Origin of the sequence: Ornithinibacillus salinisoli (assembly GCF_042684965.1) — a bacterium.
Taxonomy (GTDB): domain Bacteria; phylum Bacillota; class Bacilli; order Bacillales; family Amphibacillaceae; genus Ornithinibacillus; species Ornithinibacillus salinisoli.
On record NZ_JBHUMI010000017.1, the window covers coordinates 321,363 to 337,055 of the forward strand.

Genomic DNA, 15,693 nt, shown 5'->3' on the forward strand with positions numbered 1-15,693 from the left:
CACAAGATTGTTTCAACGATTAAACACAGAAACATTAAACTGGATATTGATCATTGGAGTGATCCTTTTTATTGCGGAAATTGTTTTCTTTAATGGTGGATTAATAATCTCTGCTTTGTTTTCAGGGTTATTTATTTATTTCGGTTGGAAAAACTTTGTCCGATTATGGGGAAAGATTTTATTCTGGATCGGATTAATTAGTTTGGTTTTATCCATTTTAAATATGTTGGCAGTTCGCTTTTTAGTAATAGTTGCTATCGTATTATTTATTATGAATTATGTAAAAAAAACACAAGAGGCAGAAAAGATATCACCAGATTTAATTACCCATCAAGAGGTAATTGTCGATCCTATGGTAATAAAACAACCACTATTTCACCATAAAATATTTGACGATCAACAGACAGATCAAACGGCTTACCAATGGAGAGATATTAACATACATGGTGGTTTTGGAGATCGAATCATTGATTTAAGTAATACCGTATTACCTAACGATACTGCCGTTGTTTCCATTCGACACTTTGTTGGTAATGTAGAAATTTATGTACCATATGAAGTGGAAGTAAGTATTCATCATAGTTCCATTTTTGGAAGAGCACATATTTTAGGGAAACATCATTTGAAAATAATGAACGAGTCGCTTATATATCAAACAGAAAAATATGATACAACTTCACTACCACGAGTTAAAATTATTACTTCCATCGTTTCAGGAGATATCGAGGTGAAGCGGATATGATCACTATTTTACGTCACGCTTTCACAGGTATTGCATTCGGAATACTAATTTCGGTAATGATTATTGGTATAACCTTTTTGGCTTTTCCAATTGAAGATTGGACTCTCATTTTCACACATAACATGGGGGACATTCCTTTTGCAGTGATTATATTATGTGTATCGGGTATGGTAGGATCCATTTTTGGTATTACAATAGGTCTTTTTTGGCGTCAACGATTTCATAAAATAAATCGTCAATTAGATGAACTTGCTAAGGGCCAAAAAGTTACAATAGATGAGCAGCCATATACGGAACTTCAGACAATACAGAATCAGATGGAACAAATTCAAGAAAAAATCCGTAAGCAAACAGAGCATGCTCAACGTTTGGCAACAGAAAGAGCCAATGAACGAGAGCAAAGTCTCCAAGAAATAGTTGTCCAAGAACGAAATCGTTTGGCACGCGAATTACATGATTCTGTGAGTCAGCAATTATTTGCCGCATCAATGATGATGTCAGCAATAAATGACACGAATGCTCCGATAGATGAGTCAGTTAATAAACAACTAAAATTAGTGGAGAAAATGATCCATCAATCACAGTTGGAAATGCGTGCATTACTTTTACACCTAAGACCTGTTCCATTAAAAGGAAAATCAATTCAAGAAGGAATTAATGAACTTCTAAGAGAACTGACGCAAAAAGTTCCAATGGAAATAATCGCACAAATTGAGGAATTCAATGTAGATAAGGGTGTTGAAGATCAGTTATTTCGCATCCTGCAAGAGTCTGTATCGAATACGCTACGTCATGCAGAAGCAACCAACCTACAAGTTATGTTGATTGAGCGAGATGACACCATAATATTACGTGTTGTTGATGATGGAATAGGTTTTGATACGGAAAAAATAAGAACAACTGGCTCTTATGGACTTTCCAATATGAGTGAACGGGCATATGAGGTTGGGGGAACGTTAAAAATTATTAGTTTACCGAATCAAGGAACCCGATTAGAAGTAAAGGTGCCTAGTTTAGGAAAAAAGGATGAGAATGATGATTAGAATTTTATTCGCTGATGATCACGAAATGGTACGAATAGGGGTTTCATCTTACTTGTCAGCTCAATCAGATATGGATGTAATAGCAGAAGCAGATGATGGTGGAGAAGCTGTTGAATTAGCATTGGAATTAAAACCAGATGTGATCTTAATGGATTTAGTGATGAAGGAAATGGATGGGATTGAAGCCACTAGACAGATTATCGAGAAGTGGCCAGATGCTAAAATTATTATTGTGACTAGCTTTCTTGATGATGAGAAAGTATACCCTGCCTTGGAAGCAGGAGCAACTAGTTATATGCTCAAAACATCAAAAGCTAATGAAATTGCAAAAGCGATCCGCTCTACTTTTCAAGGGCAATCAGTTCTTGAACCGGAAGTTACCGGAAAAATCATGACAAAAATGAGAGAAAAACCTGTGGAGCATTTACATGAGCAATTAACGGAAAGAGAAATGGAAATCTTACTTCTAATTGCTGCGGGTAAGACCAATCAAGAAATTGCAGATGAGTTGTTCATTGCATTAAAGACAGTTAAAGTCCATGTCAGTAATATTCTTGGAAAACTCGAAGTACAAGATCGGACCCAAGCTGTTATTTATGCATTCAAGCATCAGTTAGTACAATAGTTTCTAGGATTAGAAACTGTGTAGCGTGCCTACACAGTTTTTTCTGTGCTGTTATCGTTAATATAAAAAGCTGTTATGAGCTCGAAAATGGATAACAGTTCATATAAAATGATCAATTCTGGTGGGAAATGTGTCGGATGATGTTTGTTATTTTTTGTTATTTCTTCATTATCTTCCCAAAATATTTCTGTCAATTGTTTTAATTGCTTTTCATGATCCTCTATATTGTAATTTTTTTCATCTTCCATACTTTGTGAGAGTTTTTTAATAGCGAAATGAATAATTTCTCGCTCTTCTTTAGTCCATGAAACGGTATCGATAGGTGTATTTATTAAATTTTCGATATGATAATGCATCATTCTAATGTTTAATATTTGGTCCTGGGCGTGTTGGAAGACATGTTTTTCATGCCCAACTAATGGGTGATATTTTGTTTCCTCTTTTTGAAATCGAATTAACGTTTCCGTTTTATTTAAGGCTTTTCGAAGCTGTCCCATCCTATCTCGTACTTTAACATCCTCATCAAATAAAATGTTTTCAAAAACGTCCTCAATTAGTTTTCCTGTTTTTTTATTTAGTATCTTAATATGTTTTACGATATCATGTGTGTAATCTGGTGGTAAAAGGAACATGTTTACAGCAGTAGAAACAACTAATCCAATTGTTGTTGTTCCAAGACGGATAAAAAAGGATATAAGAAAGTTACTGTAAATGACTTCTACCATTGCTACTGCTGTTAATGTAGCTACTAATACCCCAGCATGTAATCGTAATTTTACACAAGTGGCGATTGTAAAAAATGCTGCTAACGTATATGTAATCGGTGAATTCCCAAATAGTGCTATAAATATCACAGCAAATGCAGAACCAATTGCTGAAGCTGGAAATCGAATCATTCCTTTTTTGATGGATTCGGATACAGTTGGTTCCAATGTCACAATAGCTGTAATTACAGCAAATACAGGCGGCCAACCGATTATGTCACAAATCCAAGCTGTAATTAAAATAGCTATAGCTGTTTTAATTAACCTATTTCCAATGAACTGCGATAGTTTCATGAGCAATACTCCAATACATGAATAGAATTTCATTTTTCCAGTCTTATTGCCATTATACAATATATTTTCCTATTATTTTTAGTTAATAAGGTATTTATACGGTTCATTTAATAGTAAAAATTATTATTTCATGGTAGATAGGATAACTAATTGTCATAATTTGAAACATAATTGTAACATTACTATAACACGACTGAAATTTTTAGGTGTTATACTACTAATTGCCTAGAATAATAGATTACATAGAAGTAAAATATATATGAACACTACTGCTAATAGATTGCAGGTGTGACTTGGGAAGCGAGGAAAGAATGTTGAAAAAGGCAATTATATCGATGGCCACTGTTACTGTAGTTGGCATAGGGAGTACTTTCTTCACGGATTCAGTCCAAGCCGAAACAATGAATGAATTACAGGATCGACAGTCACAAATTGAAAGTGAACGATCTGAAATAAAAGATAGTTTATCAAAAGCGGAAGCTGAAATTGCGGATGTTTTAATAGAATTAGAAGAGCTAAACGAAGAGATTAATAGGGTTGAAGAGGCTCTTAAAGAAAATGAAAAAAAGCTTAATGAAACAAATGATGAGATTTCAACGAAAGAAGCGGAGATAGTAGAATTAGAAAATGCTATCCAAAAACGTTCAGATATCTTAAAAGACCGAATGGTTTCTTATCAGAAAAACGGTGGAAACATTGGGTTCCTTGATATTATTTTTGGTTCAAAAAGTTTTGGTGATTTTGTTAGCCGCGTATCTGCTGTAACAAAAATTACGGAATCTGATAATGACTTAATTAAACAGCAAGAAGAAGATAAAGCATCAGTCGAAACGAAGCTTGCAGAATTAACAGATATGCAAGTGGAATTAGAAGGGATGCAGGAGTTAATCCTCGTACAAAAAGATCAAAATGAAGAACAAAAAAGTGTATTAAAACAAAAAGAAAAAGAATTAACGGAGAAAAAAGAAGAATTACAAATTAAAGATAGTAGTCTTGCATCCATTGAAGCGCAAGTACGTAGGAGTATAGCTGAAAAGCGCACACCTCCGGCAACTGCAAGTGCAAGTACTTCTAGTAATTCAAATGGTAATCTAACTACATTAAGTAAATCATCCGCTCCAGTATCGGGAAGTGGAAACCTAAGTACAGTAATAAATGCTGGATATCAATATTTAGGTGTACCGTACGTATGGGGAGGAAAGACACCAAGTGGGTTTGATTGCTCTGGGTTCGTATCATGGGCATTCGCCCAAGGTGGTTATAATATTCCATCTAGTACAGCAGCATTACAATCCGTTGGTACAAAAGTTTCGTATAGTAATATACAACCAGGTGATATGGTATTCTTTAATACGTATAAAGTAAATGGCCACGTAGGTATCTATGTTGGTAATGGTAATTTCATTGGAGCGCAAAACTCAACAGGATTAGCTGTTGCTAATATGACTAGTGGATACTGGAAGAATCATTTTACAGGTCATGTAAGACGAGTTGGAAAATAATATCGTACTAAAGGCTCTAGCATTTTTATGCTAGAGCCTTTTATTTTGTCTAGTTCGTTATAAGTAATATAATTAAATCGAAACTTTTACTGGGGTTAAAATAATAGAGGAGTGTTGTCATCTTATGAATGAAGTAGAAGGTATTCGAGAGAGTAAGTATGATATTGATCCAATCTACTTGAAGCGTTGGTCACCGAGATCGTTCCAAGAGAAGGATATACCAAAAGATGTTTTGAATAGTTTATTTGAGGCGGCAAGATGGGCGCCATCTGCAGGAAATGCCCAACCGTGGCGATTTGTTCTTGCCAATAAAAAATCGGATCGTGATAAATTTTTAAGCTATATTAATGATGGAAATGTAGCATGGTGTCGTCATGCGCCTGTCTTGGTCGCTGTTTTGTCTAAAAAAGAGGAAGAGCGTTTTGGTGGTTTTAACCAGTCGCATGCATTCGATACGGGTGCAGCATGGGGATATTTAGCATTGGAAGCAACCAGGAAAGGCTTAATAACTCATGCAATGGGTGGATTTAATAAAGAAAAAGCAAGAGAAATATTATCTATTCCAGAAGAATATGCAATACATGCAATAGTAGCAATCGGTTATCAAGGTGGTAAAGAAAATCTTTCAGAAAAATTACAGAGTCGTGAAAAGCCATCTGATCGAAAATTAATAGATGAGCTTGTTTCAGAAGGCAGCTTTTCTAAATAATACTTGTAATAAAGATGATCTCATTGCTAAGGGTCTCATTAAAGTGCATAAGTATAAATTTCATGATAAATAAAGTTTATTTGTTTATAATTTTAGTCACATAGAAATTAGTAAAGGAGCTTGGATCCCAAGCTCCTTTTGATATATCTTTTTAGGAAGCAAGCAATTGTCTTTGAGAAGGGCTATAACAGATAATAACTCCTTTTGGAACAATAAATGGTAGTATTTAAAGATGATTATAAAAGGGATTTCTGTAACCTACTTACTTAATTTACTCTTTTTTTGCAATAAGTTATTCTAATGGTTCTTCTAATCTACACATTGAATAGTTTTAAAATTTCTCTGTAATAGCGCTTTTGTTCTTTTAGATTCGGTTTATGTGAATAATTTTTACCATTCGTTTAAAAATATAGTTTACTACGGCATGATGTAGGGTATTATTTATTTCTCATGTAACCGGAAGTAATACTTCACTGATTGAAAATTACACACATATTAGATATGAATTGACATCTAAGAAAGGGCGGAATACATGAAGAAACATACATATCGAAATCCAGTATTTTATATATCTGCTTTGATTATTCTTTTATTAGTAATTATTGGTGCAGTATTACCTGAGCAATTCGGAACAGTTGCACAAGCATTGTTCGATTTTACTACGAGTAATTTTGGGTGGTTTTATTTATTAGCGGTTTTCCTATTTGTTTTATTTTTAGTTGGTATATCCATAAGTAAATATGGAAAAATTCGATTAGGACCACCAAAATCAAGACCGGAGTATCCATTTTTCACGTGGGTTGGTATGTTATTCTCAGCAGGTTTCGGATCAGGATTGGTTTTCTGGGGTGTAGCGGAACCGATGAGCCATTTTTTTTCGACTCCATTTCCGGGTTTGGAAGGACAAACGGAAGAAGCAGCAAGAATTGCGATGGGATATTCCTTTTTTCACTGGGGAGTTAGTCAATGGTCCGTTTTTGCAGTAGTAGGTTTGATCATCGCCTATATACAATTTCGTAAGGATAAAAATGGCTTAATATCTACATCTATAAAACCTGTTGTTGGTAAAAATAAAGGGGTAGGAGTTACCATTGACTCGTTAGCTGTAATTGCAACAGTTATGGGGGTTGCTACTTCTCTTGGACTTGGTATCATGCAAATGAATGGTGGGTTAAAGAATGTATTTAATTTACCTAATACCGTATGGATGCAAGTTGGAATAGCTGCAGTTATCCTTGTATTGTATTTACTTTCTTCAAGTACGGGGTTAAATCGAGGTATTAAGTGGTTAAGTAATATAAATCTTGGCATTTGTATTATTTTATTATTGTTTGTGTTTATCACAGGACCAACTGTATTTATTTTAAATTCATTTGTTTTAGGATTAGGAGATTATTTAACAAATTTTGTAGAGTACAGTCTACGACTAACACCTTATCAAGGTGGTACGTGGGTACGTGATTGGACGATTTTTTATTGGGCATGGGCAATAGCATGGTCGCCATTTGTAGGGGCATTTGTTGCACGTGTATCCAGAGGTAGAACAATTCGTGAATTTGTTTTCGGAGTGCTGATCGTTCCACCGATTATTGCTTGCTTATGGATTGCTGCATTTGGAGGTACGGCACTGAATAGTGATTTAAATAAAGATAGCGCCATAGCTGAAGCAGTCAATAATGATGTTGCTGTTGCTTTATTTGAAACGTTTGGCACTCTCCCATTATCCAATATCATGTCCTTGCTAGCGATTCTATTAATATTTACATTCTTAGTTACGTCTGCAGATTCAGCAACTTATATTTTGGGAAGCATGACTTCAAGGGGAAGTTTGAATCCAGCGTTATATGTAAAAATGATTTGGGGAGTACTCATTACTGCTATAGCTGTTGTGTTATTACTTGCAGGGGGTCTAGATGCCCTACAAACAGCCTCTTTAATCTCTGCCTTACCTTTTACGGTTATTCTTATTTTAATTGTAATTTCATTTCTTAAAATGATCTCTAAAGAATATAAGAAGGATAATTAACAAAACAAAAGTAGCTAATAGGAGTAATCCGTTAGCTACTTTTTTACATGAGGCGGCTTTCAAATAGATTATTGATTTTTTTAAGTAAATAATATTATTCGTTATTCGTAGTTGATGTAAACTGTGCATTAACTTAATATGTTGGTTGGTGCCTTTACCTCGCTCCAGAAATACACTTCGCTTTCCGCGGGCGGCTGGTGAGCCTCCTCGTGCTACGCACTGTGTGGTCTCACCGATGCCTATTCTCCCGTAGGACATGGAACGCTACGTCAGCGACACATCGCACGCAGAAAAAGTGCTTTTCTTTTTCAAGGAGTCTTCGTGTATTTCCTACGCTAGTGAAGTAGTAACACTATTCTTTAAACAAGAAATCACCATCAGCGGAGGCAGAATACGAAGACTCCTGTGGGAACAGCACGTGTCCGAAGACCCCGGAAGAAGTGGTTTTCTTCTGAGGAGGCTGAGGCCGTGCCCACGGAAAGCGAAGTATTCTGGCTACTATGAACGACCGAACAGCACTTTATTCTGAACCGACCCATCTAATTACGTTATTGCGCAGTCTATATAAAAGTTGAATCAATCAAAGTTAGAAGAGTCTTATTTAAAATCGATATGAATGTCTATCCTTTTTGAAGAGGGATAGTATGGTAGAAGTAGTTATGCCAATTACCGTTACCATAATGGCTGAATACAGAATGGTTACTTCTTCAACCGTAAAATAACCAAGAAGTAGGACCATGCAATCAATTAAAAAGATAATTATTCCGGCATTCATATTTGTAATCTTCGCAAGCATCAATGCCAACAGGTCACTAGCTCCCGAGCTAATATCTGCTGTTAGCATAATCCCAATTCCTAACCCTACTAGAATTCCTGCGAGTAGTGAACTGATAAGAATTGGCGGTGCATCCCAAAATGATAATGGATAAAAAAGATCAATAAAAAAAGATGAAACCAACAATCCATGAATTCCATTGTAAAAAAAAGCTCGATTATGAAAAAAAGCTAAGGTATATAGAGGAATGCTGAGTAGGATGATAGTCATTCCCGGTCTTAACTCAAATAAATATTTACCAATTAAACCAATACCAACAATACCACCATCAAGTAAGTGATTTGGGATAATAAATAAATTTATTCCAGCTGCTACTAAAATACTTCCACCTAATATTGCTGCAGTTTTCTTAATCACAAAGTAGCCACCTTGTCCACATTAGTTTCTATTATCATTGTTATGATATCTACCTCGTTTCCATGCTTAAAACTTTTGATGTGGTATTTAAATAATTGTAAAATTTAGTCGAAATAGTTTAAACTAAAGAAGTATTTCGTGATTTTTTACAATTAAAATAGGAGAGACAACATGGGGAATCAATTAAATAAATGGAAAGACCCTATTATTCTACTAAGTTCTGTAGGCATTTCTGGGATAGGAGATTTTATTTACTTAGTAGCTATCAACATACTTGTTTATCAGATGACCGGATCGGCTACAGCTGTTGCAGGGTTGTGGATTATTGGACCAGCAGTAAATGTTTTAACAAAGTTTTGGACAGGTAGTTTTATCGATTATCGTAGTAAACGACTGATTATGATTGGCACTGATATGATAAGGGCAATATTCGTGTTCAGTATCCCTTTTTTGCCAAGTATTTGGCTAATTTATGTTGTATTAATCGGTATAAGTGCAGCAAAATCCTTCTTTACTCCAGCTTCCATGACTTATATTACACAACTAGTTCCGAAAGACCTTCGAAAACGTTATAATGCTATTCAATCATTAACTATTTCTGGTGCTTTCATAGTTGGACCTGCTATTGGTGGGGCGTTAATTCTTATTGGTTCTGTACACATCGCAATTTATATTAATGCTATTTCTTTTATTATTTCGGCCTTGCTACTTTATCTTTTACCGGAAAAAGAAGAACTGGTTAGGAGTGACATCCCTCGATTGACAGTAGAACAAGTAAAATCCGATTGGTATGTAGTGATTAACTATTTTAAGGAAAGAAAATATATTGTAATTGTTTATGGTGCATTTGTAGCCACGGTAATTTTTAGCTTTGCGATGGATGCACAAGAGGTTGTTTTTACCCAAAAAGTTGTAGGGCTATCAGAAATGGATTACAGTCTATTGATTAGTATTACCGGTATTGGTGCTATTTCAGGAGGCGTTATTGTTTCACTATTTGCTCAACGTTTGTCATTACGATCCATGATTGCTATCGGTATTGTAATGGAGACGATTGGTTATATTCTATATTCTGTTTCATGGTCTTTTATCTCCATAACGATTGGCTTTATTATTTTAGGCTTCTTTAATGCTTTTTTGAACGCTGGTATCACAACATTTTATCAAAATAATGTATCTACTAACATTATGGGTAGAGTTACTAGTATGTTTCAACTAATACAAAGCTTTATGCAAGTGGTGTTTGTACTGTTAGTAGGGGCAGTTGCTGATATCATTCCTTTACGTGTCACCATCGTTTCATTAGCAATTGGTATGTTGATAATAGCTACTATTTTAACTGTTCTGGTACGACTTCCTAGTAAAAAAATGTATTTTAATGAAACAGAATAACTACTATTTACGTATGGAAAAGTGTTACAATAAAATAAATTATCTAATTTTTGTAAATAAATGCTATTGTGGGGGTTATTGAAAAATGGAGAAAATAGTTCAAGCAAAAGAGACATTAAATCAAGTCATTTATGGTAAAGAGGAAGTAGTAGATCTGCTCTTTATTGCCTTACTTTCACAAGGTCATGTGTTACTTGAAAGTGTACCAGGTACCGGTAAGACAAAATTGGCAAAGAGTTTTGCAAAAGTAATAGATGGTAACTTTAATCGTGTCCAGTTCACTCCGGATGTTTTACCTAGTGATGTTACCGGTATTCGCTTTTTTAATCCAAAAACCCAAGAATTTGAATTGCGTATTGGACCAGTAGTTTCAAATGTATTATTAGCAGATGAAATTAATAGAGCAACACCTAAAACCCAGTCGAGTTTACTGGAGGTTATGGAAGAATATCAATCGACTATCGACGGAGAAACAATTAAAGTAGAGCCTCCATTTATTGTCCTTGCAACACAAAATCCAGTGGAAAGCAATTATGGTACATTTCCACTACCGGAGGCCCAATTAGACCGTTTCTTATTCAAAATTGATTTAGGTTATCCTGCAAAAGAAGAAGAAAAGAAAATATTACATACCTATCGGACAAGTGATCCGTACAATGAAATTTATGCTTCCCTTACGTTGGATGATATTAGAGAATTTCAACAACAAATAAAACAGGTTTCTATTTCAGATGTAGTTTCCGATTACTTATTAGGACTAATACATCAGTCAAGAGAACATAGTGAAGTGGAATTAGGAATAAGTCCACGAGGAATGCTTGCGTTAATGCGTGCAGCTCAGGCTCGTGCATACTTGCAAGGAAGAGATTTTGTAACTCCAGAGGATATTAAGCAGTTAGCACCATATGTGTTTGAACACCGCTTAATTCTAACGATGGAAGGTTCTATTAAGAAAACCGCACAACAAGTTGTGGATGAAATAATGAAAGCTGTACCTGTGCCAGTTGAAGAAGGGGCAGTTAGCAAATGACGTGGAAAAAAGAAGTGAATTCAGAGCATTCCAGGAGTTCTGATTACATCCTAATCGCTTTGATTGTATTCTTTTTAATTGGGGTTATTTTTAGAACTCCTGTAGCTTTTATTGGAGTAGGTATATTTGCAGCGTATTTAGTAGTCTATAAAATTTATGATCGTGGACTTGGGAGGAAATTAGAATTAGAAAACATATCTAAAACCGTTAGACTTTTTCCAGGAGAAGAAGCGAATTTACGCTTTCAACTTAAGAATTATTCTACTTTTCCGATGGTTAACGGAAGTTTTAAAGTTCAATTAGGTCCATCTATTAAAGCATATACGCTTGTAGAAGACAAAGGGGATTATTGGAAGCAGTTAAAGATTCCTTTATCTGTATTACAGAAAAGAAATACTATCATTGAATTTCCAGTTGTTGCAGAACAGCGAGGTGTTTCCAAAGTTAGTAATGTGAAATTTGATTTTCCGCATTTACTAAACTTTAATTTAGTAACGTTAGTTTATAGACGATTATATCAAACAGAGTTTATTGTATATCCAAAGTTACTACCAGTACATGGTGTAGAAGCAATATTTCATATGATCCCAGGAGAGGGTAGAGCAAATTTTTCACCATTTGAAGATATTCAAAGTCCTTTAGGAACAAGGGATTATAGTTATAGTGATCCTTTTCATAGGATTAATTGGAATGCTTCCGTAAAATCACAAAAGATGCAAACAAATGTCTACGAAAGAGTTGTAGATATGTCATATGTATTCATCGTAAATCTAGGTACCGAAAATGATTTAAATATGTCTAGTTTTAGTAAGAATTTAGAAAATCTATTAAGTTATACAGCTTATTTAAGTGAATATGCGACGAAAACAGGTGTACCATATGAAATTTATATTAATTCACGTAGACCTGGTAAAGTTCCATATGTTTATTTACCAGAGGGAGAAGGAAAAACTCATTTTGCTCACACCTTAGAAATGCTTGCTAGAATTCATAAACAATCTATGATTCTGCCGTTCAACCAAATGTTATACCGTTTGGGTAAACAATTCATAAAACCGAAGACGGTTATTATTATAGGAGATGTGCCAACTGGAGCAATGGAAATGATAAGCACTTGGAAACAAACTCAAAACACTGTATTTCAAATAACTGGTACAAAGGATGGTGCAGTGGTTAGACCTTTGAGAAAGGAGAAAATGACGTATGCAACCTAATCTATCTGCTTCGATTACGTATGCATATCACTTCCTTTGTGAAGTAATAATTATGTTTCTCATAGCTTTACCATTCTTTTACTTTCGCTTTATGTTTGTTCCATATGGGAGTTATTTAGTCATCAGTATTGTTGCTTGTATATTGTTTACATTTATTACACAATATACCACTCGAAATATATGGTATATCGTAATAGCTCCTTTATTATTTATTATTTTTAATATGTTGGATTACCCTATGATTTTCACTGTATTATTTTCTCTTTTATTTGTATGGCGGTATATAGATATTCGAAAGGAAGAATTAATTAGTAGAGAGAATATATATATATTATTTACGCTACTACTCACTGCCATTCTAAGTATATTAGTTCGTGATAGTTTCATCATGTTTTATCCATTTTTACAATTTGTAATTTTATTTCTTGGATATATAACTAGTCAGTTGGTGGTTGTAAATAAAGATGATAGAAAACAGATTGATTTTAAATTACCTCTATATTTTATAGGGATATTAGCAGCTGGAGCAGCAGTATTTTTCTTTATTTTTGAAGCTGCTCGTAATTTAGCACTAAATGTTGGCCAAGGTTTTTTAAACACTATAGGTGGAGTTATTAAAGGTTTTTCAGATATCTTAAGCTTTTTAACAGTGAATCAACGAGATTGGCCTGAACAAACAACAGAGGAAGCAAAGCATGGGGATGGCTATTGGAACCAGCTTGAAGAATATAATGTAGTGGAAGGCATGTCCATATTTCTAATACTTGCTATCGCTATATTATTACTTACAATAGTGACGTTTTTCATTATTATATTATGGAAAAAACGATCTAAACAAAAGCTAAAACAAGCTGAGCAAAACAGTGCCGTATCTTATTCGAATCTATCCAGTACAGCGGGAGAAGGTACTTACTCAAGAAATCCGTTTCGTAAATATTTTACTAAACCAAGTGATCCGATTAGAAAATTAGTCTATCAATTTGAAAGAAAAGCATCAAAACAGAATAAAGGTAGACGATCATTCGAAACAATTGAAGATTGGTTTGCTCGAATTAATGTCGGTACAACTATAAATGTATACCAAAAGGTACGCTATGGAGATAAACAAGCTAGTGAAGAGGAAGTTAAAGCTTTAAAAGTCCATATGAAAGAGATGGAAGCTAAACTGGATAATTAATGTTGGCAATAAAACATTAGTGAAGATCATCAGATGCGATCATTAATAAATTCCTCTAATATCTCCTGATAAAGGATTAGGTGACTATGGAAAATAAACATTTATTAATTACTCACGCTTATCACTTTATAAGTGAAGCAATTATTATCTTTTTGCTTTTATTTCCAGCCACATATCATCATTATGAAGGTATTCCTTATTGGGTTTACTTAGCTGTTATATGTTGTATCTGTATTCCTTTTTCATTATTTGCTAAATTGGATTGGAATCATGCACCATATATAGTGACTATCCCAATAATAGTATTGCTATTAAGTATAGTTGGTTTTCCGCTGCATTTAAGCGTTGTTTTTGCTTTCTTATTAACTTGGAGATACATAGCAATACGTAGTGAAATGCATGTCAAACGGGAGAACTTTTATCTAATCTTAACAATTGTCCTAGGTACTGGATTGGTGGTTTTAATAAAAGATACCCAAGTATTAATGTTCGTTTTTGTTCAACTGATACTTGTTGTGATAGGAAACATTAGTAGTCATGTAGCGGTAATTAAAAAAACGGACCAAAAAGCATTTAATCGAAGCTTTTGGTATAGATTTTTAGGGATTATTTTTCTTGTATCTTTATCTTTTTTTCTATTATCAGATGTGATCCGAAATGCATTTTTAAAAGGGTATTTACTTTTTACTAGTGGTCTAACTTCAGGTTTAAGTAATATTCTTGAACCCTTACCTGATGTTAATTTATATGATTTTGTGGATTATGGTACAGAAGAGGAACAAATATCAGAATTAGAAAACCCTGAATTCAAAAAATCTATTAGTAATATTCCTGTGGTTGCCATGATTTATTTTGGATTAACAGCGATCGCTATTGGTTTTGGAGCCTTTTTTATCCTTAGATTTTTTAGAACGCGTTTTAAATTTAAGAAAGAAACACATGAGGACAATAATATCTATCAAAAATCAGAAGAAAAACTAGTACATGTAAAGTCGCAAAAAAGAAAGTATCGAAAAAAACTTAAAAGAATCCAACATCCTGCACGAAAAGTTATCTATCGCTTCGAGCACCAAGCAGGCAAATTCCAAAAAGGTAGGAAACCTTTTGAGACGATAGAGGAATGGTTACAACGAATTGGCTTTGATGTGAATTTAGAGGTGTATCAAAAAGTTCGTTATGGTGATATAGATGTTAGTGACAAGGAAGTTGAGCAATTGCTAGTTGAAGTTACAAATATGGAAGTGAAATTTAAAGATTTAACAGAACGGCATTGATGTTGAACCCTACAAAAATTAGCTATCTTACCTTGACGTATATCAAAAAGTTCGTTATGTTGGAATGAATGCTAATATACTAGAGTTGAAATATTATTTTTCGAGTAAAGGTAAATTGAAATTAACGTAGAAGAGAATAGGTGTAATAATAGTTTTCTAGGGTTCCGCATTTTAAATGGCCTGGTCCGAGAGAGAACGCACATTGTGTACACGGAGGGACAAAAGCCCGGGAGGATATCTGATAATTGATATCTTCTCGGGTATTTTTATCCCGCAACTGCCAGTAAATGTCTGATTCTGTTCAACTAACAATCAGTGGGGGATGAAAGAAAACCCTCCACTGATTGAATCTTCACTTTATGGATGGGGTGATTAATTTTGAATAAAGCTTGGTTATTCGTTTTTGCTGCAGGGTTATTTGAAATAGGATGGGTTGTTGGATTGAAGCATGCAAATAATTGGTGGTCTTGGGGATTAACCGTAATAGCGATTTATGCCTGTATGCATTTATTGCTTACTGCTTCTAAGAGATTGCCGGTTGGTACGACATATGTAGTATTTACAGGAATGGGGACAGCCGGTACAGTTTTAGCCGAAATGGTTCTTTTTGGTGAACCATTTGAAATGGTCAAAATCCTGTTAATTTTAGTTTTATTAATTGGTGTAATCGGACTTAAAGCAGTTACTGTGGATCAGGGAGGAGACTGAT

14 protein-coding genes and 1 riboswitch are annotated in these 15,693 nt (G+C 34.4%); of the genes, 12 read left to right on the forward strand and 2 right to left on the reverse strand.

Features of this window, described 5'->3' with window-relative positions; translation table 11 throughout:
- Positions 1 to 7 precede the first annotated feature (7 nt).
- Genes liaF through ACFSTA_RS15590 form a run of 3 tightly spaced genes read left to right on the forward strand, consistent with a single transcriptional unit; the run spans position 8 to position 2,410 of the window.
- Positions 8 to 742 carry a cell wall-active antibiotics response protein LiaF gene (gene liaF / locus ACFSTA_RS15580; protein ID WP_377557718.1) on the forward strand — a complete coding sequence of 245 codons (735 nt, stop codon included), beginning with the start codon at positions 8 to 10 and terminating at the stop codon, positions 740 to 742.
- Positions 739 to 1,785, forward strand: a complete 1,047-nt coding sequence (locus ACFSTA_RS15585) for a sensor histidine kinase (protein ID WP_377557719.1) — start codon at positions 739 to 741, stop codon at positions 1,783 to 1,785. The genes liaF and ACFSTA_RS15585 overlap by 4 nt, the downstream gene beginning before the upstream one ends.
- Positions 1,778 to 2,410: a response regulator gene (locus ACFSTA_RS15590; RefSeq protein WP_377557720.1), complete on the forward strand. Its 633-nt coding sequence runs from the start codon at positions 1,778 to 1,780 to the stop codon at positions 2,408 to 2,410. Before ACFSTA_RS15585 ends, ACFSTA_RS15590 begins: the two co-directional genes overlap by 8 nt.
- A 29-nt stretch (positions 2,411 to 2,439) precedes the next feature.
- Here ACFSTA_RS15590 and ACFSTA_RS15595 read toward each other — a convergent pair whose 3' ends face one another.
- A complete protein-coding gene (locus ACFSTA_RS15595) occupies positions 2,440 to 3,468 on the reverse strand; it encodes an FUSC family protein (RefSeq protein WP_377557721.1) in 1,029 nt (342 codons plus the stop codon).
- A gap of 311 nt (positions 3,469 to 3,779) precedes the next feature.
- On the opposite strand from ACFSTA_RS15595, the gene ACFSTA_RS15600 reads away from it, so the two are divergent.
- The 3 genes from ACFSTA_RS15600 to ACFSTA_RS15610 all read left to right on the forward strand — a co-directional run bounded on the left by ACFSTA_RS15600 (position 3,780) and on the right by ACFSTA_RS15610 (position 7,705).
- On the forward strand, positions 3,780 to 4,970 hold the full coding sequence (locus ACFSTA_RS15600) for a C40 family peptidase (protein ID WP_377557722.1): 1,191 nt from the start codon (positions 3,780 to 3,782) through the stop codon (positions 4,968 to 4,970).
- Positions 4,971 to 5,094: 124 nt separating this feature from the next.
- A complete protein-coding gene (locus tag ACFSTA_RS15605) occupies positions 5,095 to 5,679 on the forward strand; it encodes a nitroreductase family protein (RefSeq protein ID WP_377557723.1) in 585 nt (194 codons plus the stop codon).
- 532 nt (positions 5,680 to 6,211) lie between these two features.
- Positions 6,212 to 7,705, forward strand: a complete 1,494-nt coding sequence (locus ACFSTA_RS15610) for a BCCT family transporter (RefSeq protein WP_377557724.1) — start codon at positions 6,212 to 6,214, stop codon at positions 7,703 to 7,705.
- Positions 7,706 to 8,306: 601 nt separating this feature from the next.
- Here the strand turns inward: ACFSTA_RS15610 and ACFSTA_RS15615 are convergent.
- Complete coding sequence (locus ACFSTA_RS15615; RefSeq protein ID WP_377557725.1) at positions 8,307 to 8,897, reverse strand: YitT family protein; 591 nt, start codon at positions 8,895 to 8,897, stop codon at positions 8,307 to 8,309.
- Between the two features lie 171 nt (positions 8,898 to 9,068).
- On the opposite strand from ACFSTA_RS15615, the gene ACFSTA_RS15620 reads away from it, so the two are divergent.
- From ACFSTA_RS15620 to ACFSTA_RS15645, 6 genes are all read left to right on the forward strand, one after another.
- Positions 9,069 to 10,289: an MFS transporter gene (locus ACFSTA_RS15620; RefSeq protein ID WP_377557726.1), complete on the forward strand. Its 1,221-nt coding sequence runs from the start codon at positions 9,069 to 9,071 to the stop codon at positions 10,287 to 10,289.
- Between the two features lie 85 nt (positions 10,290 to 10,374).
- Positions 10,375 to 11,319, forward strand: a complete 945-nt coding sequence (locus ACFSTA_RS15625; RefSeq protein WP_377557727.1) for an AAA family ATPase — start codon at positions 10,375 to 10,377, stop codon at positions 11,317 to 11,319.
- The gene (locus ACFSTA_RS15630; protein WP_377557728.1) at positions 11,316 to 12,533 is read left to right on the forward strand and encodes a DUF58 domain-containing protein; all 1,218 of its coding nucleotides are present in this window, start codon (positions 11,316 to 11,318) and stop codon (positions 12,531 to 12,533) included. Before ACFSTA_RS15625 ends, ACFSTA_RS15630 begins: the two co-directional genes overlap by 4 nt.
- Positions 12,523 to 13,710: a hypothetical protein gene (locus ACFSTA_RS15635; protein ID WP_377557729.1), complete on the forward strand. Its 1,188-nt coding sequence runs from the start codon at positions 12,523 to 12,525 to the stop codon at positions 13,708 to 13,710. Before ACFSTA_RS15630 ends, ACFSTA_RS15635 begins: the two co-directional genes overlap by 11 nt.
- An 86-nt stretch (positions 13,711 to 13,796) precedes the next feature.
- Positions 13,797 to 14,984: a hypothetical protein gene (locus tag ACFSTA_RS15640; protein WP_377557730.1), complete on the forward strand. Its 1,188-nt coding sequence runs from the start codon at positions 13,797 to 13,799 to the stop codon at positions 14,982 to 14,984.
- 145 nt (positions 14,985 to 15,129) lie between these two features.
- A riboswitch (guanidine-I (ykkC/yxkD leader) is annotated at positions 15,130 to 15,219 on the forward strand.
- Between the two features lie 143 nt (positions 15,220 to 15,362).
- Positions 15,363 to 15,692 carry a DMT family transporter gene (locus ACFSTA_RS15645; protein WP_377557731.1) on the forward strand — a complete coding sequence of 110 codons (330 nt, stop codon included), beginning with the start codon at positions 15,363 to 15,365 and terminating at the stop codon, positions 15,690 to 15,692.
- The last annotated feature ends 1 nt before the right edge of the window (position 15,693 follow it).

Bases quoted from the DNA above. Each gene is read 5' to 3' on its own strand.
- ACFSTA_RS15585 (WP_377557719.1), top strand. From the start codon at position 739: ATGATCACTATTTTACGTCACGCTTTCACAGGTATTGCATTCGGAATA.
- ACFSTA_RS15590 (WP_377557720.1), top strand. From the start codon at position 1,778: ATGATTAGAATTTTATTCGCTGATGATCACGAAATGGTACGAATAGGG.
- ACFSTA_RS15595 (WP_377557721.1), bottom strand. From the start codon at position 3,468: ATGAAACTATCGCAGTTCATTGGAAATAGGTTAATTAAAACAGCTATA.
- ACFSTA_RS15600 (WP_377557722.1), top strand. From the start codon at position 3,780: ATGTTGAAAAAGGCAATTATATCGATGGCCACTGTTACTGTAGTTGGC.
- ACFSTA_RS15605 (WP_377557723.1), top strand. From the start codon at position 5,095: ATGAATGAAGTAGAAGGTATTCGAGAGAGTAAGTATGATATTGATCCA.
- ACFSTA_RS15610 (WP_377557724.1), top strand. From the start codon at position 6,212: ATGAAGAAACATACATATCGAAATCCAGTATTTTATATATCTGCTTTG.
- ACFSTA_RS15620 (WP_377557726.1), top strand. From the start codon at position 9,069: ATGGGGAATCAATTAAATAAATGGAAAGACCCTATTATTCTACTAAGT.
- ACFSTA_RS15625 (WP_377557727.1), top strand. From the start codon at position 10,375: ATGGAGAAAATAGTTCAAGCAAAAGAGACATTAAATCAAGTCATTTAT.
- ACFSTA_RS15630 (WP_377557728.1), top strand. From the start codon at position 11,316: ATGACGTGGAAAAAAGAAGTGAATTCAGAGCATTCCAGGAGTTCTGAT.
- ACFSTA_RS15635 (WP_377557729.1), top strand. From the start codon at position 12,523: ATGCAACCTAATCTATCTGCTTCGATTACGTATGCATATCACTTCCTT.
- ACFSTA_RS15640 (WP_377557730.1), top strand. From the start codon at position 13,797: ATGGAAAATAAACATTTATTAATTACTCACGCTTATCACTTTATAAGT.